Source organism: Streptomyces sp. SA15 (assembly GCF_002291145.1).
GTDB lineage: Bacteria > Actinomycetota > Actinomycetes > Streptomycetales > Streptomycetaceae > Streptomyces.
In genome coordinates this window covers 110,856-136,707 of record NZ_NTGE01000099.1, presented here as the reverse complement: position 1 = coordinate 136,707, position 25,852 = coordinate 110,856, and the positions used below count along the sequence as shown (strand labels likewise).

At 69.7% G+C, this 25,852-nt stretch carries 21 protein-coding genes and 1 pseudogene; 12 read left to right on the top strand and 10 right to left on the bottom strand.

The window, feature by feature from the left end; translation table 11 throughout:
• The first annotated feature begins 37 nt into the window (after positions 1 to 37).
• Positions 38 to 535, top strand: coding sequence for a GbsR/MarR family transcriptional regulator (locus tag CLM62_RS20745; RefSeq protein ID WP_095751392.1), 498 nt, complete (start codon positions 38 to 40; stop codon positions 533 to 535).
• 179 nt (positions 536 to 714) lie between these two features.
• Here the strand turns inward: CLM62_RS20745 and CLM62_RS20740 are convergent, their stop codons facing one another.
• Entirely contained in the window at positions 715 to 2,226 is a 1,512-nt protein-coding gene (locus tag CLM62_RS20740; RefSeq protein WP_095751391.1) for an APC family permease, read from the bottom strand.
• A 203-nt stretch (positions 2,227 to 2,429) separates the two neighbouring features.
• On the opposite strand from CLM62_RS20740, the gene CLM62_RS20735 reads away from it, so the two are divergent.
• Genes CLM62_RS20735 through CLM62_RS20725 form a run of 3 tightly spaced genes read left to right on the top strand, consistent with a single transcriptional unit; the run spans position 2,430 to position 5,250 of the window.
• Complete coding sequence (locus CLM62_RS20735; RefSeq protein WP_095751390.1) at positions 2,430 to 3,830, top strand: ethanolamine ammonia-lyase subunit EutB; 1,401 nt, start codon at positions 2,430 to 2,432, stop codon at positions 3,828 to 3,830.
• Positions 3,827 to 4,591, top strand: coding sequence for an ethanolamine ammonia-lyase subunit EutC (eutC, locus tag CLM62_RS20730; RefSeq protein WP_095751389.1), 765 nt, complete (start codon positions 3,827 to 3,829; stop codon positions 4,589 to 4,591). The genes CLM62_RS20735 and eutC overlap by 4 nt, the downstream gene beginning before the upstream one ends.
• A 35-nt stretch (positions 4,592 to 4,626) precedes the next feature.
• Positions 4,627 to 5,250, top strand: coding sequence for a Uma2 family endonuclease (locus CLM62_RS20725; protein WP_095751388.1), 624 nt, complete (start codon positions 4,627 to 4,629; stop codon positions 5,248 to 5,250).
• Positions 5,251 to 5,253: 3 nt separating this feature from the next.
• Here the strand turns inward: CLM62_RS20725 and CLM62_RS20720 are convergent, their stop codons facing one another.
• Positions 5,254 to 6,099, bottom strand: coding sequence for a diacylglycerol kinase family protein (locus CLM62_RS20720; RefSeq protein WP_095751387.1), 846 nt, complete (start codon positions 6,097 to 6,099; stop codon positions 5,254 to 5,256).
• Between the two features lie 212 nt (positions 6,100 to 6,311).
• On the opposite strand from CLM62_RS20720, the gene CLM62_RS20715 reads away from it, so the two are divergent.
• The 6 genes and pseudogenes from CLM62_RS20715 (at position 6,312) to CLM62_RS51635 (ending at position 9,505) form a co-directional block, all read left to right on the top strand.
• Positions 6,312 to 7,595, top strand: coding sequence for an adenylosuccinate synthase (locus tag CLM62_RS20715; RefSeq protein WP_095751386.1), 1,284 nt, complete (start codon positions 6,312 to 6,314; stop codon positions 7,593 to 7,595).
• A gap of 120 nt (positions 7,596 to 7,715) precedes the next feature.
• A complete protein-coding gene (locus CLM62_RS52705) occupies positions 7,716 to 7,955 on the top strand; it encodes a helix-turn-helix domain-containing protein (protein WP_306457922.1) in 240 nt (79 codons plus the stop codon).
• Positions 7,952 to 8,568: pseudogene (locus tag CLM62_RS52700) on the top strand (DUF5753 domain-containing protein). The gene CLM62_RS52705 and the pseudogene CLM62_RS52700 overlap by 4 nt, the downstream one beginning before the upstream one ends.
• Positions 8,483 to 8,770 (top strand): DUF397 domain-containing protein, encoded by a 288-nt coding sequence (locus CLM62_RS20705; RefSeq protein ID WP_373559167.1) that lies wholly within the window; start codon positions 8,483 to 8,485, stop codon positions 8,768 to 8,770. The pseudogene CLM62_RS52700 and the gene CLM62_RS20705 overlap by 86 nt, the downstream one beginning before the upstream one ends.
• Positions 8,771 to 9,029: 259 nt before the next feature.
• The gene (locus CLM62_RS20700) at positions 9,030 to 9,242 is read left to right on the top strand and encodes a hypothetical protein (protein WP_095751384.1); all 213 of its coding nucleotides are present in this window, start codon (positions 9,030 to 9,032) and stop codon (positions 9,240 to 9,242) included.
• 119 nt (positions 9,243 to 9,361) lie between these two features.
• A complete protein-coding gene (locus CLM62_RS51635; RefSeq protein ID WP_257003960.1) occupies positions 9,362 to 9,505 on the top strand; it encodes a hypothetical protein in 144 nt (47 codons plus the stop codon).
• 435 nt (positions 9,506 to 9,940) lie between these two features.
• Here the strand turns inward: CLM62_RS51635 and CLM62_RS20690 are convergent, their stop codons facing one another.
• From CLM62_RS20690 to CLM62_RS20660, 7 genes are all read right to left on the bottom strand, one after another.
• Positions 9,941 to 10,582 (bottom strand): hypothetical protein, encoded by a 642-nt coding sequence (locus CLM62_RS20690; protein WP_257003959.1) that lies wholly within the window; start codon positions 10,580 to 10,582, stop codon positions 9,941 to 9,943.
• Between the two features lie 9 nt (positions 10,583 to 10,591).
• Positions 10,592 to 13,228, bottom strand: a complete 2,637-nt coding sequence (locus CLM62_RS20685; RefSeq protein ID WP_095751382.1) for a hypothetical protein — start codon at positions 13,226 to 13,228, stop codon at positions 10,592 to 10,594.
• Between the two features lie 217 nt (positions 13,229 to 13,445).
• The gene (locus CLM62_RS20680) at positions 13,446 to 15,200 is read right to left on the bottom strand and encodes an RICIN domain-containing protein (protein WP_095751381.1); all 1,755 of its coding nucleotides are present in this window, start codon (positions 15,198 to 15,200) and stop codon (positions 13,446 to 13,448) included.
• Positions 15,201 to 15,258: 58 nt separating this feature from the next.
• Entirely contained in the window at positions 15,259 to 16,020 is a 762-nt protein-coding gene (locus CLM62_RS20675; protein WP_095751685.1) for a carbohydrate ABC transporter permease, read from the bottom strand.
• Between the two features lie 56 nt (positions 16,021 to 16,076).
• Positions 16,077 to 17,054: a carbohydrate ABC transporter permease gene (locus CLM62_RS20670; RefSeq protein ID WP_095751380.1), complete on the bottom strand. Its 978-nt coding sequence runs from the start codon at positions 17,052 to 17,054 to the stop codon at positions 16,077 to 16,079.
• Positions 17,055 to 17,061: 7 nt separating this feature from the next.
• On the bottom strand, positions 17,062 to 18,306 hold the full coding sequence (locus CLM62_RS20665; RefSeq protein ID WP_095751684.1) for an extracellular solute-binding protein: 1,245 nt from the start codon (positions 18,304 to 18,306) through the stop codon (positions 17,062 to 17,064).
• A 78-nt stretch (positions 18,307 to 18,384) separates the two neighbouring features.
• On the bottom strand, positions 18,385 to 20,301 hold the full coding sequence (locus CLM62_RS20660) for a glycoside hydrolase family 127 protein (RefSeq protein ID WP_095751379.1): 1,917 nt from the start codon (positions 20,299 to 20,301) through the stop codon (positions 18,385 to 18,387).
• 182 nt (positions 20,302 to 20,483) lie between these two features.
• Here CLM62_RS20660 and CLM62_RS20655 point away from each other — a divergent pair, with 182 nt between their 5' ends.
• Positions 20,484 to 21,533, top strand: coding sequence for a LacI family DNA-binding transcriptional regulator (locus CLM62_RS20655; RefSeq protein ID WP_095751683.1), 1,050 nt, complete (start codon positions 20,484 to 20,486; stop codon positions 21,531 to 21,533).
• 118 nt (positions 21,534 to 21,651) lie between these two features.
• On the opposite strand, the gene CLM62_RS20650 is transcribed toward CLM62_RS20655, so the two are convergent.
• A complete protein-coding gene (locus tag CLM62_RS20650; RefSeq protein ID WP_095751378.1) occupies positions 21,652 to 22,548 on the bottom strand; it encodes an NAD(P)-dependent oxidoreductase in 897 nt (298 codons plus the stop codon).
• A gap of 75 nt (positions 22,549 to 22,623) precedes the next feature.
• Here CLM62_RS20650 and CLM62_RS20645 point away from each other — a divergent pair, with 75 nt between their 5' ends.
• Positions 22,624 to 25,791 (top strand): BTAD domain-containing putative transcriptional regulator, encoded by a 3,168-nt coding sequence (locus CLM62_RS20645; RefSeq protein ID WP_095751377.1) that lies wholly within the window; start codon positions 22,624 to 22,626, stop codon positions 25,789 to 25,791.
• The last annotated feature ends 61 nt before the right edge of the window (positions 25,792 to 25,852 follow it).

Sequence of the window (25,852 nt, the reverse complement as noted above, 5' to 3'; positions counted from 1 at the left end):
TGGTGGGCGGTGTCTGAGCAGGGGAGATGATCGAGGCATGACGGAAGCAGCCGGGGCGGGACGGGACGCGGAGGCGGTCTCGCGGTTCGTGGAGCACTTCGCGGCTCAGCTCGTCGAGGCGGGCCTGCCGCGGATGCCCGCCCGGGTCTTCGCCGCGCTGCTCGCCTCCGACACCGGCACGCTGACCTCCGCCGAACTGGGCGAACAGCTGCGGATCAGCCCCGCGGCCGTCTCCGGGGCGGTGCGCTACCTGGCACAGGTGCACATGGTCTCGCGCGAGCGGGAGCCCGGCTCACGCCGGGAGCGCTACCGGGTGCACAGCGACCAGTGGTACGAGGCGCTCACCAACCGCAACGCGATCATCAAGCGCTGGGAGGACGCCCTGCGCGAGGGCGTCACCAGCCTGGGCGCGGACTCCCCGGCGGGCCGCCGGCTAGAGGAGACCCTCGCCTTCTTCGAGTTCGTCGAAGGCGAGGTCGAGGCCATGATGGAGCGCTGGCGGGTGCACCGGGACGAGATGTTCGGCCGGGGCTGAGCCGCAAACCACACACGTCCTTCGGCCGGAGTCTGCCTTGTGGTGCTCACCCGGTGATTGGCAGATCTGTTCCACCGGCACGGCCACCTGCCCTGGGGTTTTCCGTCGCGGGGGTGGAACAGATCTGCCAATCACTACTCACTCGAACCTCACCTGCCAGTAGTCCCGGCGCCGTACACCTACCGCTCCTTCGTCTCCTCCAGCACCGTCCGCCCCAGCAGCGCGTACCGGGACGGATCGCGCCGCTTGAGGTACTGCGCGTACCCGACGCCCACCGCCGCGACCAGCGCGACCAGCCACGGTGTCGCCTTCAGGACCAGCGAGCCGGACTCCGGGCCGGCCGCCACGCCCATGTTGGACACCAGCAGGACGACTACCGCGAGCATGGCCACCCCGCCCACCAGCGGAGCGACGAGCGTCCTGAACCAGTGCCGGCTCTCGGGGTGGTGCGAGCGGAAGTACGCCAGGACCGCGAAGGAGCACACCGCCTGGACGACCAGGATCGCCATGGTGCCGAGGATGGCGAGCAGGACGTACGTCCCGGTGTACGGGTCCTTGCCCGCGATCCAGAACGCGGCGAGCAGCACCCCGCTGACGATCGTCTGGACGAGACCCGCGATGTGCGGGGAGCCGTGCTGGGCGTGCGTGCGGCCGATGGTGTTCTTCAGGGACGGCAGGACGCCCTCGCGGCCGAGCGCGTACATGTAGCGGGCGGCGCAGTTGTGGAAGGCCATGCCGCAGGCCAGCGAGCCGGTGATCATCAGCCACTGCATGACGACGACCGCCCAGTGGCCGACGTACTGCTCGGTGGGGTTGAAGAACATGGCGAGGGGGTTCGCGGAGGAGGCGGCCGCTACGGCCTCCTTCTCGCCGTTGCCCGTGATGGCCATCCAGGAGACGAGGACGTAGAAGACGCCGACGCCCAGGACCGAGATCATCGTCGCCTTGGGGATGATCTTCTTCGGGTCGCGGGACTCCTCGCCGTACATCGCGGTCGACTCGAAGCCGACCCACGACCAGAAGGCGAAGAACAGGCCGAGGCCGGCGGAGGTGCCCTGGAAGGCGTTGACCGGGTTGACCGGGCCGAAGGTGAAGCCGTCCGGGCCGCCGCCGTGCAGGGCCACGGACCCGGCCATCAGGCCGAGGATGAGGACCTCGGTGGCCAGCAGCACCACGAGCACCTTCTCGGCGACCGAGACACCGAACCAGGTGCCCATCGCGTTGATCCCGAGCATCAGGGCCGCGAACAGCCACCACGGCACGCTCAGCCCGGTCTGGTCCTGAAGGGTCGTCGTCGCGAAGACCGAGAAGATGCCGATCAGCGCCGGCTCGAAGACGACGTACGCGAAGGTGGCGAGCATCCCGGAGGCGAGTCCCACGGTGCGGCCGAGGCCGTAGGAGATGAAGCCGTAGAAGGCGCCGGTGGAGGTGATGTGCTTCGCCATCGACGTGAAGCCGACGGAAAAGATTGCCAGTACGACCATTGCGACGAGGTAGCTCGCCGGGGCGCCGATGCCGTTGCCGGACGACACCATGAAGGGCACGTTGCCGGTCATCGCGGTGATCGGCGCGGCGGTCGCGACGGCCATGAAGACCACCCCGAGCAGGCCCACGGCGTTGGGCTTGAGCCGGTGGACGGTGCCGTCGCCGCCTGTCTTCTCCTCGGGGGCGACGCCCTCCTGTACTGCCATCGGGTGGCCCCTTCCTGGTTGCCGTGATCGCGCCGCGCATTGCCGCTGGACCGGAACTCTGTCGCCCGAATGAGTCGGTCAAGGGCGGCGAGGCGTTAAATGTTTGTCAACCAGACCTTTAGAAAACGCGTGCGGCGAACGCTCTTGTTAACTCTCCGGCGGTCCGTGGACCAGGGCGCTGCGCGCCTCGTAGCGTCGCCGCCATGAGCGCCTACACCTCCACCCTCGGCGGCGAGCGCCACCGCTTCGACTCCCTCGCCCGTCTGCTCGCCGCCGCGAGCCCCGAGCGTTCCGGCGACCGGCTCGCCGGGCTCGCCGCCCGGTCGGCGCAGGAGCGGGTCGCGGCGCGGTGGGCGCTGGCGGAGGTGCCGCTCGCGGCCTTCCTGGCCGAGCCGGTGATCCCGTACGAGACCGACGACGTGACGCGGCTGATCCTCGACACCCATGACGCGGCGGCGTTCGGGCCGGTGGCGGGTCTCAGCGTCGGCGAGTTCCGGGAGTGGCTGCTGTCGGAGGCCGCCGACGCCGAGGCCCTGGCCGCGCTCGCCCCCGGGCTGACGCCGGAGATGGTGGCGGCGGTGTCCAAGCTGATGGGCAACGCGGATCTGGTCGCGGTGGCCCGCAAGGTGCGCGTGGTGACCGCGTTCCGCTCGACGATCGGCCTGCCGGGACGGCTGGCGACGCGATTGCAGCCGAACCATCCGACGGACGACCCGGCGGGGGTGGCGGCCGCGCTGCTGGACGGCCTGCTGCTCGGCTCCGGCGACGCGGTGATCGGCATCAACCCCGCCACGGACAGCCCGAAGGCGGTACGGGACCTGCTGGAGCTGCTGGACGGAGTGATCGCGCGCTACTCCATCCCCACCCAGTCCTGCGTGCTGTGCCACGTCACGACGAGCGTGGATCTGATGGAGCGGGGAGCGCCCGTCGACCTCGTCTTCCAGTCCATCGCGGGGACGCAGGCGGCGAACGCGTCCTTCGGAGTGACGCTGGGCGTGCTGGACGAGGCCTACGAGGCGGTACGGGGCCTGGACCGGGGCACGGTCGGCCGGAACGCGATGTACTTCGAGACCGGGCAGGGCAGCGCCCTCTCCGCCGACGCCCACCACGGCGTGGACCAGCAGACGGTGGAGGCGAGGGCGTACGCGGTGGCACGCCGCTACGACCCGCTGCTGGTGAACACGGTCGTCGGCTTCATCGGCCCCGAGTACCTCTACGACGGTCGGCAGATCCTCCGCGCCGCCCTGGAGGACCACTTCTGCGGCAAGCTGCTCGGCCTGCCGATGGGCCTGGACATCTGCTACACGAACCACGCCGACGCCGATGACGACGACGTGGCGACGATGCTGACCATGCTGGGCGTGGCCGGCGCGTCCTTCGTGATCTGCACGCCGGGCGGCGACGACATCATGCTCAACTACCAGTCGGCCTCGTACCACGACGCGCTGTACCTGCGGGAGGTGCTGGGACTGCGCCCGGCGCCGGAGTTCGAGGCGTGGCTCGCGTCGATCGGGCTGCTGGACGAGCGTGGAGGAATCCGCGAGGTCACATCGCATCCGCTGACGGCGATCGGGCGGGAGCTGAAAGAAGGTAGGGCGGCATGAGTCACCTTCCGGTCCACACGGACGACTCGACCCTGTGGTCGGCCCTGCGCCGCCACACCCAGGCCCGCATCGGCCTCGGCCGCGCGGGATCCGCGCTCCCGACCCGGCACCGCCTGGAACTCCAGGCCGCGCACGCGGCGGCACGGGACGCGGTGCACACGCCGTTCGACCCGGAAGCGGTCGCGGCGGGGCTCGCCGGGATGCCGACCATACGGGTCCGCAGCGCGGCCCCCGACCGGCTCACGTACCTCCAGCGACCGGACCTGGGGCGACGGCTGGACGCCACGGACCGCGCGCATCTGCCGGTGGGGGAGTGGGACGCGGTGTTCGTGATCGCGGACGGTCTGTCGAGCCGGGCGGTGCACGAGCACGCGGCGGCGGTGCTACGGGAGACGGTGGCGCGGCTGGCGTCCTGGAGCATCGCCCCGGTGGTCCTCGCCGAACAGGCCCGGGTGGCCCTCGGCGACGACATCGCGGCGGCGATGGGCGCGGCGATGGTGGTGGTCCTGGTCGGCGAACGCCCCGGCATGTCGGCGGCGGACTCGCTGGGGGCGTACCTGACGTACGGCCCCCACCCGGGCACGACGACGGACGCCGACCGCAACTGCCTGTCCAACATCCGGCCGCCGCTGGGGCTGACGTATGGGACGGCGGCGGGGAAGTTGGCGGGGTTGATGGGGAGGGCGCGGGAGTTGGGGGTTACGGGGGTGGGGCTGAAGGACGAGATCGACGGCGGTGGTGTACGCGAGTCGCTACTCTGAGTGGCGGCTGGTCCGTATCAAGGGGAGGGCGCATCATGACACTCATGGCAGAGCGACCGGTGATAAGCGGCACCAAGCCCCGCAGCGACTTCGAGGAGCTTTTGGACCTGCTCGACGAGCTGCACGTGCCCGACGGCTACAAGGCCGAGATCATCAGGGGGAGCATCGTCGTGTCGCCGTGGTCCAAGGGGTACTACACCCGCGTCATGAAGCTGGTGTGCAACCGACTTGAGCCACACCTCCCCGAAGGTCACATCATCGAGCGGACTCCCCAGCTGTTTGTCTTCCCCGAGGTCGAGCGTGCGTACGGACCGGACATCCATGCCGCGCACGAGCAGACGTATGAGACGGACAGCGAGCACTTGGACGGAGAAGGCCTTTCCCTCGTTGCGGAACTGACCTCGAAGTCCACCCGGGACAAAGACCTCACCGACAAGGTCGAGACGTATGGGAAGGCCGGCGTCCCCATCTATCTGGTCCTCGACATGCAGGACAAGCAGGCCATCGTCTACGGGTCGCCGTCCGCGAACGGGTATGAAGTCCGCTTCACCAAACCCTTCGGCGAGAAGCTCTACATCCCGGACCCGTTCGGCTGCACGCTCGACACCGACGGCTTCCAGCCACCGGAAAAGAAGCCCGCGGAGCAGGCCGAAGCCTGAATCTCACCCCGCGGTCGGCAACGTCAACCCCCACGCCCCCTCCCAAACCGTCCAAGTCCGCCTCCGCACCGGCCCCACCACCCCCGCATCCGACCGGTACCGGAAATCCGCCCCCACCACGGTCACCGTCCTCCCGGACGCCCGCAGGGGCGACGCCTCCGCGCCCACCGAAGCCGGCCGTACCTCGACCTCCGCCAGCCCGGAGGACCCCGGCGTCACCGACACCGCCGCCACAGGCTGGCCCAGGTCCACCAGCGTCACCCCGTCGACCTCCACCCGCAGCCGGGACGGCCCGGGGCCGGTGACGGGGGTCTCCCGTGAGGGGCGCACCGGGACCAGTGTGCGTACGAGGGACTGGCACGTCCGTAGCCAGGGATGTGCGGAAGGGCTGTCCGGCGGGGCCTCCGGGGACACCGGTGGAATCCGTAGCGCGCCCAGTACGACCCCGTCACTGTCGTCCACGAGCAGGTCCAGGCGCCGTTCGACCCCGTCCAGGACCGCCCGCGCCGCCGCCACCGCCCCGGTCGGCACCCCCAGCGACCGCGCCAGCGACAGCGCGGCCCCGACCGGTACGACCGACAGCGCGCACTCCGTCAGCTCCCGCCGCCGGTGCAGCAGCGACACCGTCCGGACCAGTGCCCGGTCGTCGCCGACGACCACCGGCCGCCGTGAGCCCCGTCGCGCCAGTGCCCGGGCGAATTCCTCCGGGTCGTCCGGCAGACACACCTTCGTATGCGCCGCACCCGCGCTGAGCACGTCTTTCGCGATCCGTACGGACTCACCGTCGGTCCTCCGGGCGACCGGATCGATGACCACCAGCAACTGGTCGGACGTCGCGAAAGTCGCCACCTCGGTCCTGCCTCGCTTCCTCGGGTAGCATCTTTGTGCAAGAGCCCCTTGCGCTATTGCGCCAGGGGCTTCGTCTATTCCGGGGCATCCGGTCCGACGGGTTGCGGCCAACGAAGGTCGCCGGTGTACGAAACACGCTGTGCGAGGCACAGGCAAGTGTTCGCGTACGCCCCTGACCTTGGACATGCCCCGCCCGGAAGGGGTGTACGCGCGTGCCCGCACTTGTGCTGCTCGGTGCTCAGTGGGGTGACGAAGGCAAGGGAAAGGCGACCGACCTGCTCGGTGGCTCGGTGGACTATGTGGTGCGCTACCAGGGCGGCAACAACGCCGGCCACACGGTAGTCGTGGGCGATCAGAAGTATGCCCTCCACCTCCTCCCTTCCGGAATCCTCTCCCCGGGGTGCACCCCGGTCATCGGTAACGGTGTCGTTGTCGACCCGTCGGTCCTGCTCTCCGAGCTGAGCGGATTGAACGAGCGTGGCGTCGACACGTCCAAGCTCCTGATCAGTGGAAACGCTCACATCATCACGCCTTACAACGTGACCGTCGACAAGGTGACGGAACGCTTCCTCGGAAAGCGGAAGATCGGGACCACCGGCCGGGGCATCGGCCCGACCTACGCCGACAAGATCAACCGCGTGGGGATCCGGGTCCAGGACCTCTACGACGAGTCCATCCTGACCCAGAAGGTCGAAGCCGCCCTCGACGTCAAGAACCAGATCCTCACCAAGCTGTACAACCGGCGCGCGATCGCCGTCGACCAGGTGGTCGAGGAGCTGCTGGGCTACGCCGCGCAGATCGAGCCGTACGTCGCCGACACGGTGCTCGTGCTCAACCAGGCGCTGGAGCAGGACAAGGTGGTCCTCTTCGAGGGCGGCCAGGGCACGCTCCTCGACATCGACCACGGCACGTACCCCTTCGTGACGTCCAGCAACCCCACCGCGGGCGGTGCGTGCACCGGCGCGGGCGTCGGCCCGACGAAGATCAGCCGGGTCATCGGCATCCTGAAGGCGTACACGACCCGCGTCGGAGCCGGTCCCTTCCCGACCGAGCTCTTCGACGCGGACGGCGAGGCGCTGCGGAGGATCGGTGGCGAGCGGGGTGTCACCACCGGCCGTGACCGTCGCTGCGGCTGGTTCGACGCGGTGATCGCCCGGTACGCGACGAGGGTCAACGGCCTGACGGACTTCTTCCTGACCAAGCTGGACGTCCTCACCGGCTGGGAGGAGATCCCGGTCTGCGTGGCGTACGAGATCGACGGCAAGCGCGTCGAGGAGCTCCCGTACTCCCAGTCCGACTTCCACCACGCGAAGCCGGTCTACGAGACCCTCCCGGGCTGGTCCGAGGACATCACCAAGGCGAAGTCCTTCTCCGACCTGCCGAAGAACGCCCAGGACTACGTCAAGGCGCTGGAGGAGATGTCCGGGGCCCCGATCTCCGCGATCGGGGTGGGGCCGGGGCGGGACGAGACGATCGAGATCAACTCGTTCATCTAGTTCATCTAGGAGGCACCGTACGGCGGGCCGACCCTGTAGGTGATCGGTCCGCCGTCCGTGACGCACCCGGCCACGTCGGCCGCATGGTGTGACTAATCCGAACTGTTAGAGAGGCGCCTCATGCCTGCACGGAAGCCGTCCACCGAGCGACAGCGCCGGCTCGGTGCCGAGTTGCGCAAGATGCGCGAGCACATTGGCATGACGATCAACGAGGCAGCCACCCTGCACCGGACCGACCGTACGACGGTGAGTAACACGGAGTCCGCCCGCTCCGGGGTCAGTAGTGACCGGGTGAGGGTTTTTGGGCGGCCAACTACCGCTGTCCTGACGCGCAGTACGTCGACGCCCTGGCCGAGATGACCAGAGAGCGCGGGCCCTACTGGTGGGACGAGTACAGGGATTCGCTTCCCACTGGTCTTCTGGATATTGCCGAGATGGAGCACTACGCGGCTGCGCTGCGGTCGGCTCAGATCATGCACATGCCTGGCATCCTCCAGACTCCCGACTACATGCGCGGCATCTTCGCTGAGGCGGTGCCGTCCATGGACCCGGCCGACCTGGAGCGGCACGTCGAGTTCCGGGTCAGGCGAGCAGCGTTGCTCGACCGCTCTGAGCCGCCTTCGTGCGAGTCCCTGATCCACGAGACCGTACTGCGGATGAGGTACGGCGACCGGAAGGTTCTGCGCAGGCAGCTCGACCACCTGTTGGAGCAGGCCGAGCGGCCCAGCATCACCGCCCGTGTCGTACCGTTCAGCGCCGGGGCCTTGCGAACGCCGGCAGTTCGACGCTTTACGCCTGCGGGCCGGTGCCGCAGTTGGACACGGTGCAGATCGACGTACCGACCGGTGTCACCTTCCTTCATGCCGAGACCTACCTTGTGAACTACCGTGCGGTTCTTGACCGTATGCGTGAGCGGGCGCTCGAGCCGGAAGCATCGTTCGACTTCGTTCGGCGGGCAGCCAAAGAGACTTGAGGGTTGGGGACCGGTGGAACTTCGGTGGCGAAAGTCTTCCTTCTCGGCGGATACCGGGGCTTGCATCGAGGTCGCGGAGAAGGGCGACTTCGTCTTACTCCGCGAGAGCGACGAGCCTGACGTGATCGTCCGTACCATGCGCCGGAAGCTGCGGGCCTTCCTTGAAGGGGCCAAGGCGGGAGAGTTCGACGACTTAGCGTAGGCGTCCGCGCTCGAACACCCGGCATATGCCAATTGCGTCAGCCTCGGTGATCACGCCCGTGTCCAAGCTGCCCGAGTGCCGTAAGCCCGCTGTGGGCAGCCGGGGAGTCCACCGGCGGTAGGAACGGATTTTCCCATGTGGGCGGCACGAACACGAACGTGTCGCCCACACGGGCCGTAGTCGACTCGTACCCTTCCTTTGGCGGTGCCTGCGAGTACCGTCGAGAACACAGCGAACGTCCACCGGCCGGGAGCACACCGTGACCGCCCTGCCCGCGGATCCGCAGGCCGATGAGCCGCTCATCCCGATGTCCGCGCTCACCCCTGGCGCCCTGCGTACCGCCGTCGAAAGCCTGACGCCGAGCCGGATGCCGACGTTTGTAAGCGATCTTGTCGATGCGACCACCAGGGCCCAGCAGCTCCAGTCGTTCGCACCGCTGCGTACGTTCGTCCATACCTGGGTGTGTTCGTAGCGATCCAGAGGCATCCCTCACGTGCTGCCCGCTTGCGCCAACTCGAAGATGGGGTCTACGAACGGCGCTCGGCACTCGGGCTGAGCAGCGCGGAGCTCGCTGATCGGGCAGGTTTGTCCGTGGAGGAGATCGAGCGCATCGAAGAGAGCGGCGTCGACCCGACCCTTGAACTGATCGAGAGCCTGGCTGTGGCAATGCACTCCGGCGCACTGATCGATCCTCGTGTCACACCGGAGTTCCGCTTCGAGGGCCGCGCCGCGTAATCGCAACTGAGGGCTTCGGGGTGACGTCATGGCGGGCCCAGGGTGAGGCCGGTCTCGGCGATGGCGAACTCCGGATGGTCGGCACGAGGCCGACGACCGGGATCAAGGGGTGATTGGCAGATCTGTTCCACCCCCGCGAAGGAAAACCCCAGGTGAGGTGGCCGTGCCGGTGGAACAGATCTGCCAATCACTGGGTGAGCGTCCGGGCCCCCGCGCAGATCGCGTCGTGACCCGGGGCGGTGGCCTCGTGCAGCCCGCCTGGAGTCCGGCAGTCCGGATGGCTACACCACGCGGCGGGACGCCACCCTGGCCGTCACTCCGGCCGCCTGGGTGGACTTCGTGACGCACGCGTCCGAGGGCTGACTCTGCGCGCGGCCCGCGGTACAAGCGTCGATGTCGGGGCCACCACTTGGCCTCTGCCTTGTGTGTATCTCCTCAGAGCATGTCGGTGAGGTCTGGGCCCCGGCCGTCGATCAGATCGGGCGTCTCGACGCCGTATCCCTCCGCTCGCCCGAAGTAGGTCGGATCACCTGGCTGGGCGGCTGTACCGAGAAGCGACTCGAGTGCCTGCAGTGCCGCTGCCAGCCGAGGAGCATTCCGCTTCTGAACCTCCGGGTGAGGAGTTCCACTGAAGTCGCAGTATCCCCAAATATCATGAAAAACGGCGACTTCTGCGGCGAGATGACGTTCATCGGGATCCACGGTCAGCGAGACAAGATCGGGCTCGACGCGCTCCTTGCCCTCAGCGTCGAACCACTTTCCGCGACCGACCACGGTCAATACACCGGGCTCGGCATTCGGGAATCCTGCGGGACGGCATTCCTGGATTTTCTGCGCAAGTTCGACTGCTTCAGGGGTGCCCCTCAGGGCGAGTTTCGTAGTCACACCGATACTGCCGCGACCGAAGACGAGCCACTTCCATTCGATCCCGCTCGGCTCGAGCAGCCTGTGCTCCCTCAACAAGCCCGACATTCGTGTCGCGACCATCAGTGCCGAGTCAATTCCCGGCGGCGCGAAGCTGTCCAGCTCCCATTCCCAGGACGCACATTCCTGAGGTGCGCGCATCAAGATGGACATGTGGATTCCTTATGGATAGATCTGGCCGTTGGGAGGGATGGTGATCGAGCCGTCTCGGAAGCGCAGCTGGTAGGTCGAGCCAGTCTTTTTGGCGTAGTGCTCCACGTCCTTGACCGTCGACTCAGTGAGAGCAGCCCGCGTGTCGTGAACATCGAGTATGGCGACCTTGGGGCCGTCTATATCGCCCATAAGTTGCTTGTCTGCGATCTTGCGTGCCGCGGAACTAATGCTGTGCTCCTGGCCCACGTCCTTGAGTTGACACCCGTACTTGATCTCATCGCCAGACATGACCAACACGTCGAGGTCCAGACCCAGATCTGGTCTTTTGTACTCGAAAGCCAGATCCTCCACCCCACGCAACTTGAGTTCCATGGCGTACTCCAGGGCTTGGTGAACGGCAGGGATCATGCCCTTCTGCTTGCTCGCGTTGAGCAACTCCCTGTACTCAGGCAATCCGTGAAAATCTCCTCGGGCGATGTACTCGGCCACACCCGCACCGTAGCTTTCCTTGCTCAACCGAGTGAGCAGCCGCTGCTGATCCTGTGCGGGCATCTTCGCCCGGTCAAGCGCGGCCTTGACTCCGGCCTCCTGGTCGGGGCTCATCGGTCCTGTGGGGGGACTGGCAACATGGTCGCCCTCGCTGAACCTGTCCGGATCCCGGAAGGGCGCCTGGCCTCCGCTCGGGCCGTCCCCAGAACCGCCCCCGCTTCTCGATGCATGGTGATCCGCACCAGTCGGGCCCTCGTGGTGACCGCCGCCAGCATCATTGTGGCTGGATCCGCCCGGGCTGTCGTGGTCGCTTGGGGCCTGGCCTTCATGGCCTGTGCCGCCCGAGCCAGCATCGTGACGGGACAGAGACTCGTGGCTGGCGGACGGACCCTGCGCAACATCGTCGGCTCTGCCTGCAGGCCGGCTGTCACCTGCGTGACCGCCCGGTAGATGATCGCCCGCTCGGCCAGCGGGGATGTTGTCGCCCACCCCCCTGTCAGGCAGGTCGCCGCCGGCGCGGACGGTGGGTACGTCGCCGGCTGCGTGGACTGCTGGGGTGGTGGGTACGTCGTCACCGACCCGGCCCACGTCGCCGAGGTCGGTGCCTGCGCTGTCGCCGAGGCGGATGTGCTGGCCGGCCTGGTCGGCGGTGTGGGTGCCCGCGCCTATCAGGGCCGGTTCGCGGACCGGGGAGTCGACTCGGGGGACGTCCGCGCGCGACGCCGGGTTGCCGGATGTGCCCTTGTCGATCACGTCCGTGGGCGCGTTGTCGACGGTGTCGATGACGTTGCCGTGCTCGTCGAGAAGGTTGCCGTCGGCGTCCATGTACTGGGCCGGGGAGCCGTCCACACTCGGCAGCTTCGTCGTGCCCGCCGGCAGGACTGGAGTGTTGTCCGGGAACTGGAAGTTGCCGTCCGGTAGCCGGGTCGCGCCCTCCGGGATCGCCGCGCCCTCGGGCAGGTTCACCGTGCCGTCCGGGAGCCGGGTCGCGCCTTCGGGCAGGGTGATCGCGTTGTCCGGCAGGGCCGGGATGTCGATGCTGCCGACGCCCTTCAGGCTCTTGGCGATGTCGCCGATCTTCGACAGGCCCGCGCCGGCACCCTTGGCGATGTAGGTCATGGGGTCGATGAAGTGGCCCGCCTTGCCCGCGGCGGCCAGGACCTTGGCGGCCGCACCGGCCTTGCCCGCGCCCGACACACCGGCACCCGCGCCACCGGTGAACACAGTCGTCACCACGTTGAAGGTGACCGCACCGGCCGCGCGGGCGGGGTTCCTGCCCCACTCGTCCCACGCCACCAGCGCCTTGCCCGTCTCCTTCATCGCCGTACGCGAATCACGGATCCAGGCCGGCAGCTTGTCGTCCGGCAGGGCCCAGAACGCCACCTGCGCACCCGGCATCATGCTCAGGGTCAGACCGGTGGCGAGCTGGGCGAGACCCTTCCAGGCCTGTCCCATCGCCTCCCAGCCACCGAAGCCCACCAGGGTGCCGAGTCCCTTGATCGTCCCCCAGATGCCGTCCACGATCAGGCCGTCCCACACGAAGGACTTCACCCAGTGGCCGACCTCGTACCACTTGTGCTTCTCCTCGACCGGGTCGCCCCAGGGCACCTTGGCGTTTTTCATGTCCCCGGCGGAAAAGCCGTACTGGTCCTTCCGGTCGGAGCCATCCCCCGCCACCATCTGCGTCCCGCCCCACAAGGCGGTGATCTTGTTGTGGCAGGTGCGCTCGGCCGCCCAGAACGCGGCCACGGTCGCGGTGATGTCGTCCCGGATCTGGTTGTGCTCGTCGACCTTGTCGCCGTCGTACTCCCACTCGTCGTCGTCCTTGACCGATGCGACGAAGGTCTCAGCCCTGGCCTTGAGCTCCTCCAGCTTGGCTTTCAGCGGACGGACCTCGGTGGCATACGAGGACAGGGCCGAGGCCACTGTCTCCAGATCGTCCGCGAACGCATCCGCCCGGTCCTTGACCGGCTTTGTCGTCGCGAAGAGCTGCTCCGCCTCGGGTGCGGTGTAGTACGCCGACAGGCCCTGGAACTGGGAGTGCACGTCCTCGCCGGTCTTGCGGACGTTATCCGCGTCCTTCTTCAGGTCCGCGTAGTCGATCTCCAGCTGATCCAAGTCGCCCGTGTACTGCGGTATCTCCCCCGGCTTGAGCACGCTGCCCCTCGCCCCCACTGCTCCCGCACGCCACTGACTCGATCATCTGTATCAATAGACGCGTTGCGCCTGCAATGTGGTTCTGGCCAAAGATCGCCGGCTGCTGTCGGCTGTGCGGTGACACTGCGGAGGAGCCTTGCACGCCCTGTGTCCCTGGCCGCCGACATCGGCCAGGGACACAGGTGTCTCTACGGGGCGAACGTTGCCTGTCGGGGCGCTAGCGTGACGTAAGCCTCCACAGGTGGTCCGCCGTGCCGTTGTCGCTCCACTGGAGGACCTGGGCGCCGGGGGATGTGCTCATCTGGTCCACGCCCAACAGTAGCCCGCTGTTGTAGTTGGCGATCTTGTAGTAGCCGTCGCGGGCCGGGATGAGCTGCCAGAGGTGGTCGGGGGTGCCGTTGTCGCCCCAGATCAGTGCGGTGCCGCCGTCGGAGGTGCTCATGGTGTTGATGCCGAGCACCAGCCCGCTCTTCTGGTTGACGATCTTGTACAGGCCCGAGCCGGCGGCCACCAGGGTCCAGTTCTGGTCGGTGGCGGTGGTGGGCGTCCCCTGGAGGACCGCGGTGCCCTGAGCGGTGGCTCCGCCCTGGGTGCCGAGGGCGAGTCCGCTGTTCCTGTTGGTGATCTGGTAGCGCCCGGCCAGCGAGGTGTTGGTGCCGCTGGGGGTGACCACCACGCGGTATCCGTCGGACGCGTTCATCGTGACCGGCACGGTGATGGAGCCGCCGGAGACCGTGTAGTCGGCGTCGGAGATGGTGATCGGGCCGGGGGACGCGGTGGTGCGGCCGGTGTGGGGGGAGTACTCCACCCTGACGTGGACGGTGCTCCCGAAGGCCGACAGCGCGGACAGACCGTTGACCTGCACCGCGCAGGAGCCCGTGCAGCCGCCGGCGACGACGCTGATCTGGTTGCCGGCGCTGTTGCGGGAGGCGAAGCCGTCGATGCCCGTCTGGGCGGGAGGCGTGGTCACGACCATGTTGCCGGACATGTCGCCGTACCACTTGTACGTCCAGTACGAGCCGTTGGGCGAGCCGCCGGTGCCGGTCAGGGTGTCGCCGAGGGTGCCGTACTGGTTCCAGAAGGCGAGTTCGGCGTCCTGCACGCCCGTCCGCTCGAACTTGGCGACGTAGGGAATGAGGGCGCCGGAGTTGCCCATCTCGGCGGGTGTGCCGTACTCCTCGATGGAGATCGGACGCGGGCTGATGCCGAGGCTGCGCTCCAGCGCGCGGTACGCGGAGACGTGGGCGGCGATGTCCCTGCTGCCGCTGAGTTCGTGCCAGGCGATGATGTCGGGGACGGTGCCGCTGGCCTTGGCGTCGGTGAGGAACTGGCTCATCCGGGACTGGTTCCAGGACGCGTCACTCGGGCCCTGGATCGGGGTCCTGGTGTCCTTCGTCCGGATCTGCTTGTACGTGCGTGCCCAACCCGCGTTGAAGGAGCCCGCGGCCGCGGTGTCCCAGGTCCAGTCGGGCTCGTTCCAGATCTCGTACGCGCTGATGTTGGTGGCGCCCGAGGACTGCACGGCGGCGACCTGCTTGTCGACCGCCGACAGCCAGTCACTCCAACTCACCCATTTGTAGGGGAAGTTCGGGTACCAGTCCGGCATGCGGACGACCACCTTGGAGCCCGAGCGGGCCGCCTTCGGCGCTACGACGAGTGCGTCGCCGCCGGGCTTGGACGCGCCGTTGGGCAGCTGGCTGCCGCCCGGGGCCATCTGCACGTAGGTGTGCGCCTTGAGGGCGTTGACCAGGCTGTCGGAGGGGGTGGACGCGTCGGCGAGGCCGTAGAGGCTGCCGCTGGCGACATGGGTGACCGGGCGCAGGGTCTGGTCGGCGTTGACGACCAGGGTGGTGGCGGCGGTGGGAACCGCGTGGGCGGCCGGCGCGGCGGTGGCGAGGGCCGTGACGGCGAGGGTGGCCGCGCCGAGGGCGGCGGTGAGGCGCCCCGAGGTGGGGGGTCTTGAGCGGCTCATGACAGTTTGTCTCCTCAGTGGAGGATCAGTGGAGGCTCAGTGGAAGGAACAGGGAACGTCAGTCCTTCACCGCGCCCGCGGTCACACCCGCGGCCACGTAGCGCTGGGCGAGGACCAGCAGCACCGCTGCGGGGACGGAGGCGACGACGGCGGTGGCCATGATCGCGTTCCACTCCTGGTTGTTGTTGCCGATGTAGCGGTAGATGCCGAGGGTGATCGGCCGCCAGTCGCCGCCGCCGTCGAGGGTGTTGGCGAAGACGAAGTCGGACCAGGCCCACAGGAAGCTGAAGAGCGAGACGGTGACGACCGCGTTGCGGCTCACCGGCAGGACCACCGACCAGAAGGTGCGGAAGGTCCCGGCGCCGTCGATGCGGGACGCGGCGATGAGCTCGCCGGGGATGCCCGACATGAACGCCGTGAAGATCATGACGCCGAACGGCACGGCGATCGTGGAGTCCGCGATGATCAGGCCCCACCAGGAGTTGAGCAGGCCGAGGTCGAGGAAGATGCCGTAGAAGCCCATCGCCATGACGATCCCGGGGATCATCTGGGCGACGAGGAGGACCAGTCCGAGGGCGCCGCCGCCGAGCGGGCGGAGTTTCGCCAGCGAGTAGCCGGCCGGGGCGGCGAGTATGAGGGTGAGGGCGACCGTGCCGAGGCCGATGAGCAGGCTGGTGCCGAGGTAGGGCAGCTGGTCGTCGAGGACCGCCTTGTAGCCCTCGAAGGTGGGGTGGAGCGGGAGCAGGTCGGGCGGGGTCTTGCGCATGTCCTGCTGCGGGGTGAGGGACACGTTGAGCATCCAGTACACCGGGAACAGCATCAGCGCGGTGAGGACGAGCCCGATGACGGTGTGACGGCGGGAAGACGTACGGCGTTTCACGTTTCCTGCCTCCTCTGGACGCGGATGTACAGCAGGCCGAAGACGAGGGCGATGAGGATGAGGATGTTGCCGACCGCCGCCCCCGGGCCGAACTTGGGCAGCAAGGTGCCGAAGCCGAGCTGGTACGACCAGGTGGCGAGGGTGGACGAGGCGTCGCCCGGGCCGCCCTTGGTCATGATCCAGATCAGGTCGAAGACCTTGAGGGTGTAGACGAGGCCGAGGAGCAGGGTGATCGCCGACACCGGGCGCAGGAGGGGGAAGGTGATCCGGCGGAACTGCTGCCAGGCGCCCGCCCCGTCCAGGGCGGCGGCCTCGTACAGCTCCGACGGGATGTTCTGCAGGCCGCTGTAGAGGATGACCAGGTTGAACGGGATGCCGATCCAGATGTTGGCGATGATCACGGACGTCAGCGCCCAGTCGGGTGAGGTGAGCCAGCCGACCGCGTCCACGCCGAAGAAGTGCAGGAAGTAGTTCACCACCCCCGACTCGCTGTTGAACATCCACGACCACGTCGACGCGGAGACGATGAGGGGGAGCAGCCAGGGGATCAGGAACAGGGCGCGGAGGGTGGGCGCCAGTCGGAAGTGCCGGTTGAAGAAGACCGCGAGGGCGAGGCCGATGACGTACTGGAAGGCGATCGACACGAGGGTGAAGACCATGGTGTGGCGCATCGCCGGGCCGAACGTCGGGTCGTCCAGCACCTTCTGGAAGTTGTCCCAGCCGGAGAAGGGCGCGTCCCCCGACACGAACGACCGGACGGTGTAGTCGCGCAGGCTCAGGTCGAGGTTGCGGTAGAGGGGGTAGACGTAGAAGGCGGCGAGGTAGGCGATCAGTGGGGCGAGGAAGGCGAGGGCGGTGAGCCTGCTCCTGCGCCTCAGCCGGCGCCGTAGCGGCAGGGAGTCGGTGTCACCCGTACCGCTCGCCTTCGACACGGCCGGCGCCCGCCCCGGGCGGTCGACTCGGGCGATGGTCATGTCGGCGTCAGCCCTTCTCCGCGCTCGACTGTGCCGTCTCCAGCGCCTCCTGCGGGCTCTTGCCGCCGGACAGGGCCGACTGGACGGCCGTCCACATCGGCTCGGAGATGGTGGGGTACTTCGAGCCCAGGCCGCCGCTGGTGCGACCGCGCGCCGCGGCGACGGCGTTCACCCACGGCTCGAGCTTCGGGTTCGCCTTCACCTGCTCGGCCTGCACGGCGGCGGTCGGGGCGATGTACGTCAGGGTCGTGTCCGTGGCGAGGAGGTTCGCGTCGTTGGTCAGACACTCGACGATCTTCTTGCTGGTGTCGTAGCGCGCGGTGTCGTCCTGCACGGGTACGGTGACGAACTCGCCGCCCGTCGGCACCGGCGCCGAACCGCCGTTCTTCGCGGGGATGTTGAGGATGCCGTAGTCGAAGCCGGCCTTGTCGGCGTTGCCGAGCTGCCAGGTGCCGTTCTCGCCGAACGCGTAGTCGCCGGTGGCGAACTCCTGCCAGCTGGTGGTCTGCGTGTTCTGCAGGACGCTCTTGGGGGCGTAGCCCTCGTCGACCCACTGCTTCCAGAGGGAGAGTGCGGCAACGCCCTCGTCCGAGTTGAGCTTGGTCAGATCCCCGCCCGCGCCCCAGAACCACGGCAGGAACTGGAAGCTGCCCTCCTCCGTGTTGATCGCGGAGAAGGTGATGCCCTTCTTCCCGGCCGCCTTGACCTTCTGCAGGGCGGCGGTGAGGGAGTTCCAGTCCTTGATGGAGGCCGGGTCGACGCCGGCCTGAGACAGGACCTTCTTGTTGTAGTAGAGGGCGAGGGTGTTGGCGCCGATCGGGACGCCGTAGGAGGCGTCGTCGATCGTGCCCGCGCCGATGATGTTCTTCTGGATCGACTTCGTGTCGAGGCCGACGTCGCTCGTCTTGTTGAGGATCCCCGCCTCGACGAGCGTGGAGACGACCGGGTTGTCGACCAGCATCACGTCGGGCGCGTTGCCCTGCTGGGCCGCCAGCAGCGCCTTGTTGCCCAGGTCGGTCGTGTCGTACGCGGTGCGCTTGAGCGTCACCCCGGCCTTCGTCCCGCACTCGGTGACGAGCTTGCCCCACGGCGAGGAGGCGTCGAACTGCGGATACGGGTCCCAGAAGGTGTACGTCCCTCCGGACGCGTCGGAGGAACCGGACCCGTCGGAGCCGCCTCCGCAGGCGGTGAGGGAGGCGAGGGTGCCGACGGCTGCCAGCGCGGCGATCAGGGTGCGGCGGGTGGGAGCCAGAGGGGCGCGGCGGGTGGATATCACGGGGTGACCTCGTTGTCGTAGGGCGTCGTAGTGCCGTCGTAGTGCGGAGGATCTTCAGGAGGTGGGCAGCCAGACGCGCATGCTGCCGTCCTCGCGGTTGGCCCAGACGTAGTAGGGCACGGCGGTCAGTTCGACGGGTTCGCCGTCCTGTTGGCGGAGGTCGTCGGCGGGGCCGTACGGCCACCAGCCCGCGTCCGGGACGATCCGCCGCCTGCCCGCCGCCACGACCGTGGTGACTCCGCCCAGCAGGTCCGGGCGGTGCTTCACGGCGAGCGGGCGGGTGGTGTCGATCACGATGTCGTCCAGGCCGCCGCCGGGGTGGTCGACCCCTTCCAGGCAGTGGACGAGGGGCCCGCGTTCGATGGCCACGCAGCCGCGTACGGCGTCCACCCGGGGGTCGGCGGTGGTGAGGCGGGGTTCGAGGGCGAGTTCCAGGACGATCCGGTCGCCGGGGGCCCAGGTGCGGTGCAGGCGCAGCCAGCCGTCGGTCACGGGAGCGTCGTACGTCTCCTCCCCGCACCGCACCCGGAAGTCCCGGCACCACTGCGGGATGCGGAGCGAGAGCGTCCAGGGGCGGTCGGCCGGGGTGTCCTCGACGGTGAGGGCGATGGTGCCGTGCCAGGGGTAGTCGGTCTCGGCGCTGATGACGGCGAGGTCGCTTTCGTACCGGCCGGTGACGTACTGGTGGATCTGGAGGCCGTCGTCGTCGCCGCTCGCCAGGTAGTGCTCGAGGGAGGCCAGCAGGCGCATGACGTTCGGCGGGCAGCAGGCGCAGCGGAACCAGCGGGTGCGGCGGGCCGACTGGTCGCCGCCGGGGTCAGTGTGGCCGTCGCGGACCTGGAGCGGGTTGACGTACAGCCAGCTCTCGCCGTCCAGCGACACCCCCGCCAGGAAGCCGTTGTAGAGGGTGCGTTCGATCAGGTCGGAGTAGCGGGCCTCGCCGGTGAGCAGGGCCATGCGCCAGCTCCACTGGATCGAGGCGATGGCGGCGCAGGTCTCGCAGTAGGCGCGTTCGTTGGGCAGTTCGTACGGGTCGCCGAAGTCCTCCTCGTCGTGGTGGGCGCCGAGGCCGCCGGTGAGGTGGGTCTTGGTGGTGGTCATGGCGTGCCACAACCGTTCGGCGGCGGTGCGGAGTTCGGTGTCGGCGGTCTCGGTGGCGAGATCGGTGGCGGCGGCCAGCAGGTAGAGCTGTCGTACGGCGTGACCCTCGACGTTCGTGGCCTCGCGGACGGGGACGCGGTCCTGGCAGTAGGCCTCGCCGCCGAGCAGGCCGTGACCGTGCCGGTCGACGAAGTAGGCGGCGAGGTCGAGGTAGCGGCGTTCGCCGGTCTCCCGGTACAGCTCGACCAGGGCGGTCTCGACCTCGGGGTGGCCGTCGATGCCGTCGATGGGCTTGCCGCTGCCGGGCGGGCCGAAGACGGAGTCGACGTGGTCGGCGAACTTCCGGGCCACGGTGAGGAGTTCCGTCCGTCCGGTGGCCCGGTGATGTGCCACGGCGGCCTGGATCAGATGCCCCGCGCAGTACAACTCGTGCCCCCACCGCAGGTCCTGGTAGCGCTCGCCGCCCTTGACCAGCTGGAACCAGGTGTTGAGGTAGCCGTCGGGCTGCTGGGCCTCGGTGACGAGGGTGATGATCCGGTCGACATCGGCGCGCAGGTCCTCGGTGGCGGGTTCCTGGGCGAGCTGCCAGGAGGCGGCCTCCAGCCACTTGTAGACGTCGGTGTCCACGAAGGGGTACGCGCCCTGGAACTCGCCCTCGGCCGTGCCGGCCGCGAGCCGCAGGTTGTGCAGGTTGCCCGCGGATTCCAGCAGTTCGGGGCCCTGCGGGAGGGAGGTGCGGGTGTTGACCTCGCGGCGGGTGTGCCAGAAGCCCGCGGTGATGCCGGCGGTGGCCGGCCGCAGCGCGGCGCGGGCGTCCGGGCCGAGTCGGACCGGGCCCGTGGGGGGCAGGGCGGAGCGTGTGCGGGGCATGGTTCTCCGAGGGCTGGGATGGCTTTTGGGCAACCGTTTTCCTGACGGGAAAGTAGAGGGGAACGGCCAAGTCGGGTCAAGGTCTGCGACAGTATATTTTTCTGGTTTCTCACCGACTGGCGCTGGACCTCGGCGGATGCCACGATGTTGGGCACCCCTGCCGCGAAGGAAAAGGTTTGCTCGTGACGTCAGCCGCAAGTGCTCCAGGCTCCCCAGGGTCGTCCCCCGCCGGCCGGGCCCGGCTCGCCGACGTCGCCGCGCTCGCGGGCGTCAGCGTGGGCACGGCCTCGAAGGCGCTCAACGGCGGCGGAAGGATGCGCCCGGAAACCCGCCAGCGGGTCCTGGACGCCGTGGCGACGCTCGGCTTCCGCCCCAACCAGCACGCCCAGAGCCTGCACACCGGCCGCAGCTGGACGGTCGGCCTGATGACGACGGACGGCATAGGCCGCTTCAGCACGCCGGTGCTGCTGGGCGCCGAGGACGCGCTCGGCGCCGGCAAGATCTCGGTCCTGCTGTGCGACACACGCGGCGACGCGATCCGGGAGCAGCACCACCTGCGCAACCTCATCGACCGCCGGGTGGACGGCATCATCGTCACCGGCCGCCGCACGGACCCGCGCCCGCCGCTGACCGGCATCAGCGGCCTGGAGACCATCCCGGTGGTCTACGCGCTCTCCCCCTCCACCGACCCCGCCGACACGTCCGTCGTCTCCGACGACCGGGGCGGCGCCCAACTGGCCGTCGAACACCTCCTGTCCACCGGCCACACCCGCATCGCCCACGTCACCGGCCCCGAACACCACGCCGCCGCCCGCGACCGGGCCCGCCACGGGGTGGAGCACCTGGAGGGCGCCGGGTTCGGACTGTCCACCGGCCGGGTCCACTTCGGCGAGTGGAGCGAGGCGTGGGGCCGCCGCGCGGCCGACGCGGTCCTGCGTACGGCCCCGGAGACGGACGCCTTCTTCTGCGGCAACGACCAGATAGCGCGGGGCGTCGCGGACACCCTGCGCGAGCGCGGTGTGAACGTCCCCGGCGACATCGCGGTCGTCGGCTACGACAACTGGGACACCATGGCCCTGGCCTCCCGCCCGCCCCTCACCACGATCGACACGAGCCTCGCGGAGATCGGGCGTATCGCGGCACTACGGCTCCTGGAGGCGATCGACGCGGAGGGGGCGGCGCCGGGGTTGCACACGGTGCCCTGCCGGTTGGTGGTGCGGGAGTCGACCTGACGCCCTCGCCGACTCTTGTACGGCGCTGAGGGCGCCCCCTGTGACAGAGGGCGCCCTCAGCGGGTGCGGTTCTCGGACAACTCGGCTTCGGTGGTCGGCCGTGCCTGCCGACTGTCGGCTATGCCCGTCCCCGGAAGACCTCGATGAGGCCGGCATAGCTGCTGCCGACGTGGCCGGCGTTGATGGCGCGTTCGGCCAGGGCCTGGATGCGGGCGGGCCAGTCGGTGTCGATTCCGGCAGCCACGCTCTCCCGCACCAGGTACTTCATGGTGGCCAGATGCGTCTCCAGGGTGGCGTCTTCGGCCGGGTAGGCGCCGCGGTCGATCTGGTCGGCGTAGGCGCTGACGAACCCGGTCACGCTGCCGACCCACTGGTTGGCGAACGGCGCGAAGGTGGTCGCGTCCACCTTGGCGGCACCCAACAGCGCGGCCCCGTGCAGGAACGCGTTGAGCGTGCCCCACATGACGCCCAGCAGGGCCACGTCGTACAGGGACGCGAGGCCGGGGTCCTCGCCGAAGAACGTCGCGTTGCCGAGCCGGCCGAGGCTGTCACGGTGCCGCTCGAACGCCTTCGGCGCTCCGCTGAACAGCAGGAATGCCTCCGGTCGGCCGATCACCTCGGGGATCGCCATGATGGCGCCGTCCACGTAGTCGCCGCTCGTCCACGTCGACAGCTCGCGGGCCTCGTCGGAGGTCCCGGAGGTCAGGTTGACGAGGGTCCGGCCGGCCAGCTCGGCCCGGTGCGCGCCGAGCGCGTCGCGTACCGCGGCCGCGTCGCTGAGGCAGACGACGATCAGGGGACTCGCCCGAAGGGCGTCGGCCGCGGACGGCGCGAGCACGGCCCCTCGGGCGAGCAGTTCATCCGCCCTGCCCGGCGTGCGGTTCCACACGGTTGTCGGGTGGCCCGCCTCGAGGAAGGCCGCGGCGAGGGCTCTGCCCATCAGGCCCAGGCCGATGACGGTGACGGGTTCGTTGCCAAGGTCGGTGTTCGGTGCGGCGTTCGGTGTGCTGGTCATGGCACGACTGTGCGTGAGAGGGATTCCGGTCTGTCTCCGGAAAGGTTGCGGTGAGGTTGTGGGTAACGTGGCCGGGTGCGTTTCGGAGTGCTGGGTCCCCTGGAGGTGTGGACGTCGGACGGGCGGCCCGTCCGGGTTCGCGAGGCCAGGGCCCGCACCCTCCTGACCGCGCTGCTGGTGCACCGGGGCCGGGTCGTCTCGGTGGACCGCCTCGTCGACGCGCTGTGGGGCGACGCGCCCCCGGCGAACGGCGTCCGCACACTGCGGTCCAAGGTCTCGCTGCTGCGCCGCACCCTGGAGGACGCCGAGACGGGCGGCCGCGCCCTGATCGAGTCCCGGCCGCCGGGATACCTGCTGCGGGCGGACGACGACGCGGTCGACGCCGGACGCTTCGAGGCGCTGCTGCGCCGCGCCCAGGCGGTCACCGGCGACCCGCATACCAGGGCCCGGCTGCTCGGCGAGGCCGCAAGGCTGTGGCGGAGCACGACGGCGTTCGCCGACCACGCCGACGAGGGGTTCGTACGCGCCGAAGCCCGGCGGTTGGAGGAGCAGCGACTGGCCGCGCTCGAAGGGCTCGCCGAGGCGCGGCTCGAACTCGGCGAACACGCTCTGCTGGCGGGCGAACTGGGCGAACTCGTCGCCGCGCATCCGCTGCGCGAGCGACTGCGCTCCGCGCATGTCCGCGCCCTGTACCTCGCGGGCCGACAGGACGAGGCGCTGGCGAGTCTCGGTGAGTTGCGCGACCGGCTGCGGGACGACCTCGGCCTCGATCCCGGCCGCGCACTGACCGAGCTGCACGAGGCGATTCTGCGCCAGGACGCCCGCCTCGCCCCCGCAGCCGCGTCCGAGACGGCCTCGCCGCGCGGCAACCTCCCCACTCCGCTGGCGGACCTGATCGGCCGCGCCGAGGAGATACGGCGGATCGATGCGTTGCTGGCGTCCGAGCGGCTGGTGACGCTGACCGGGGCCGGCGGTGTCGGCAAGACCCGGCTCGCGCTGGAAGCGGCCGCGGGCCGTGCCGGAGAACTCCCGGACGGCGCCTGGCTGGTGGAGCTCGCCACGGCACGCACCGCAGCCGAGGTGCACGAGGCCGTCGCGGCCGTGCTCGGTCTGCGCGACGACCTTCCGGACTCCGTACGCTCCCTGCCCGGGCGGATCGCCGACGCCCTCGCGGGCCGGGACGTGCTGCTCGTGCTGGACAACTGCGAGCAGGTCGTCGAGCCGGTCGCCGAGCTGACCGCACGGTTGCTGCGTGCCGCGCCCGCACTGCGGGTCCTGGCCACAAGCCAGGAGCCGCTCGCGGTCGCCGGCGAACGCCTGTGGCCCGTCGCGCCGCTGGACCTGCCCGGGCCGGACGCGGACCGGCCGGAACAGTCGAGCGCGGTGCGGCTCTTCGTCGCCCGTGCCACCGCCGCCGACCCCGAGTTCCGCCTCCGACCGGGCGACGCGGAAGCCGTCGCCACGATCTGCCGTCGCCTGGACGGCATCCCGCTCGCGCTGGAGATGGCCGCCGCCCGGGTGCGCGCCCTGCCCGTCGCCGACCTCGCCGCCCGGCTCGACGACCGCTTCCGGCTGCTCACCGCGACCCTGCGCGCGGCCCCGACCCGACAGCGCACGCTGCGCGCGACCATCGACTGGAGCTGGGGCCTGCTCGGCGAGCCGGAACGGATCGTGCTGCGCCGCCTGGCCGCGTGCGCCGACGGCTGCACCCTGCAGACCGCCGAGGCGGTGTGCGCCGACGAGCGGGTAGGCCGCGACGACGTCCTCCACCTGCTCGGACGGCTGATCGACCGGTCCCTGGTCGTACGGCGGGAGGGCCGGTACCGGCTGCTGGAGTCCGTCGCGGCCTATGCCACGGAGCGGCTGGCCGAGGCCGACGGCGAGGACGACCGGCGTACGCGCGACCGCCACCTCGCCCACCACGTCGACCTGGCCGAGCACGCCGCCGCCCGGCTCCGGGGCCACGAGCAGCGACCGTGGCTGGACCGGCTGGAGGCCGAGGCCGCCAACGTCCGCGCCGCCCTGGCCCACGCCGTCCGCCGAGACCTCCCCGAAATGGCACTGCGCCTGGTCGACGCCCTCGCGTGGTTCTGGTTCCTGCGCGGCCGGTTCGCCGAGGCGCGGCGCTCCCTGGACCTCGCGCTCTCGGCCGGCGGCGCCCCCGAGCGGCAGGCGGCCGCCCGCGCTTGGCGGGCGGGCATGTCGCTGCTCCTGCTCGACATGTGCGAGACCGACAGCCAGGCCGTGTTGAGTCTGTACGACACCATCGAGGACCCGGCCGGACGGGCCCGCGCACGGTGGCTCATCGCGTTGGGCAGGGCCGGGTTCGGCGATTCCGCGGCGACCCTGGAACTCGCCGACCGGGCGCATGCGGAGTTCGACGCCCTGGGGGACCGCTGGGGCACCGCCGCGGCCCTGTCGGTCCGCGCCGAAGTCCTCCTCTACCGCGGCGAGCCGGAGCAGGCACGCGCGGACGCCCGGCAGGCGGGGGCGCTCTTCCAGGACCTCGGCGACGGATGGGGTCAATTACAGGCCGCCTACGTCCTCGGGGACCTGGCCGAAACGACCGGCGACTACGACGCGGCCCAACACCTGCGCGAGCAAGGCCGGCGGATCGCCCACGACCTCGGCCTGTGGAACGACGCGGTCAAGATGCTGGCGCGGCTCGGCCGCACCGCCGTGCTCACCGGCGACCTCGACCGCGCCCAGGAGCTCCACGAACGCGCCAGGCGGCTGGCCGTGGCGCACGCCTACCAGCGCGGCGAGGAGTTCGCCGAGGTCGGTCTGGGGCTGGTGGCCCGGCGCCAGGGTCGGCTGGACGACGCCGAGACCCACCTGCGAACCTGGCTCGACTGGTGCCGCCGGTGGGACAGCGACCACGGAGTGGCGTTCATCCTGGCCGAACTCGGCTTCATCGCCGAACAGCGCGGAGACGCCGAGACCGCCCGGAACCTCCACCGGGAGGGACTCGACCACGCCGGCCGCACCGGCGACCCGCGCGCGCTCGCCCTCGCCTTCGAGGGACTCGCCGGCGCTGAGGCCCTGGCGGGCGCTCACGCGCAGGCCGCCCGATTCCTCGGCGCGGCCGCCGCAGCCCGCGACGCGGTCCGCTCACCGCTGCCCGCGGCCGAACGCGGCGACGTCGACCGCATCACCGAGGCCGTCCGCGCTGGCCTGACACCGAAGGCGTACGACCGCGCCTTCCAGCAGGGAGCCGGAGGCCTGCCGGCGATCCCCGACTGACCGCTGATACCGCCGTTGCTTATTGCCAACTTTCGCTTCTGACCCGAGAGTTGAGACACAG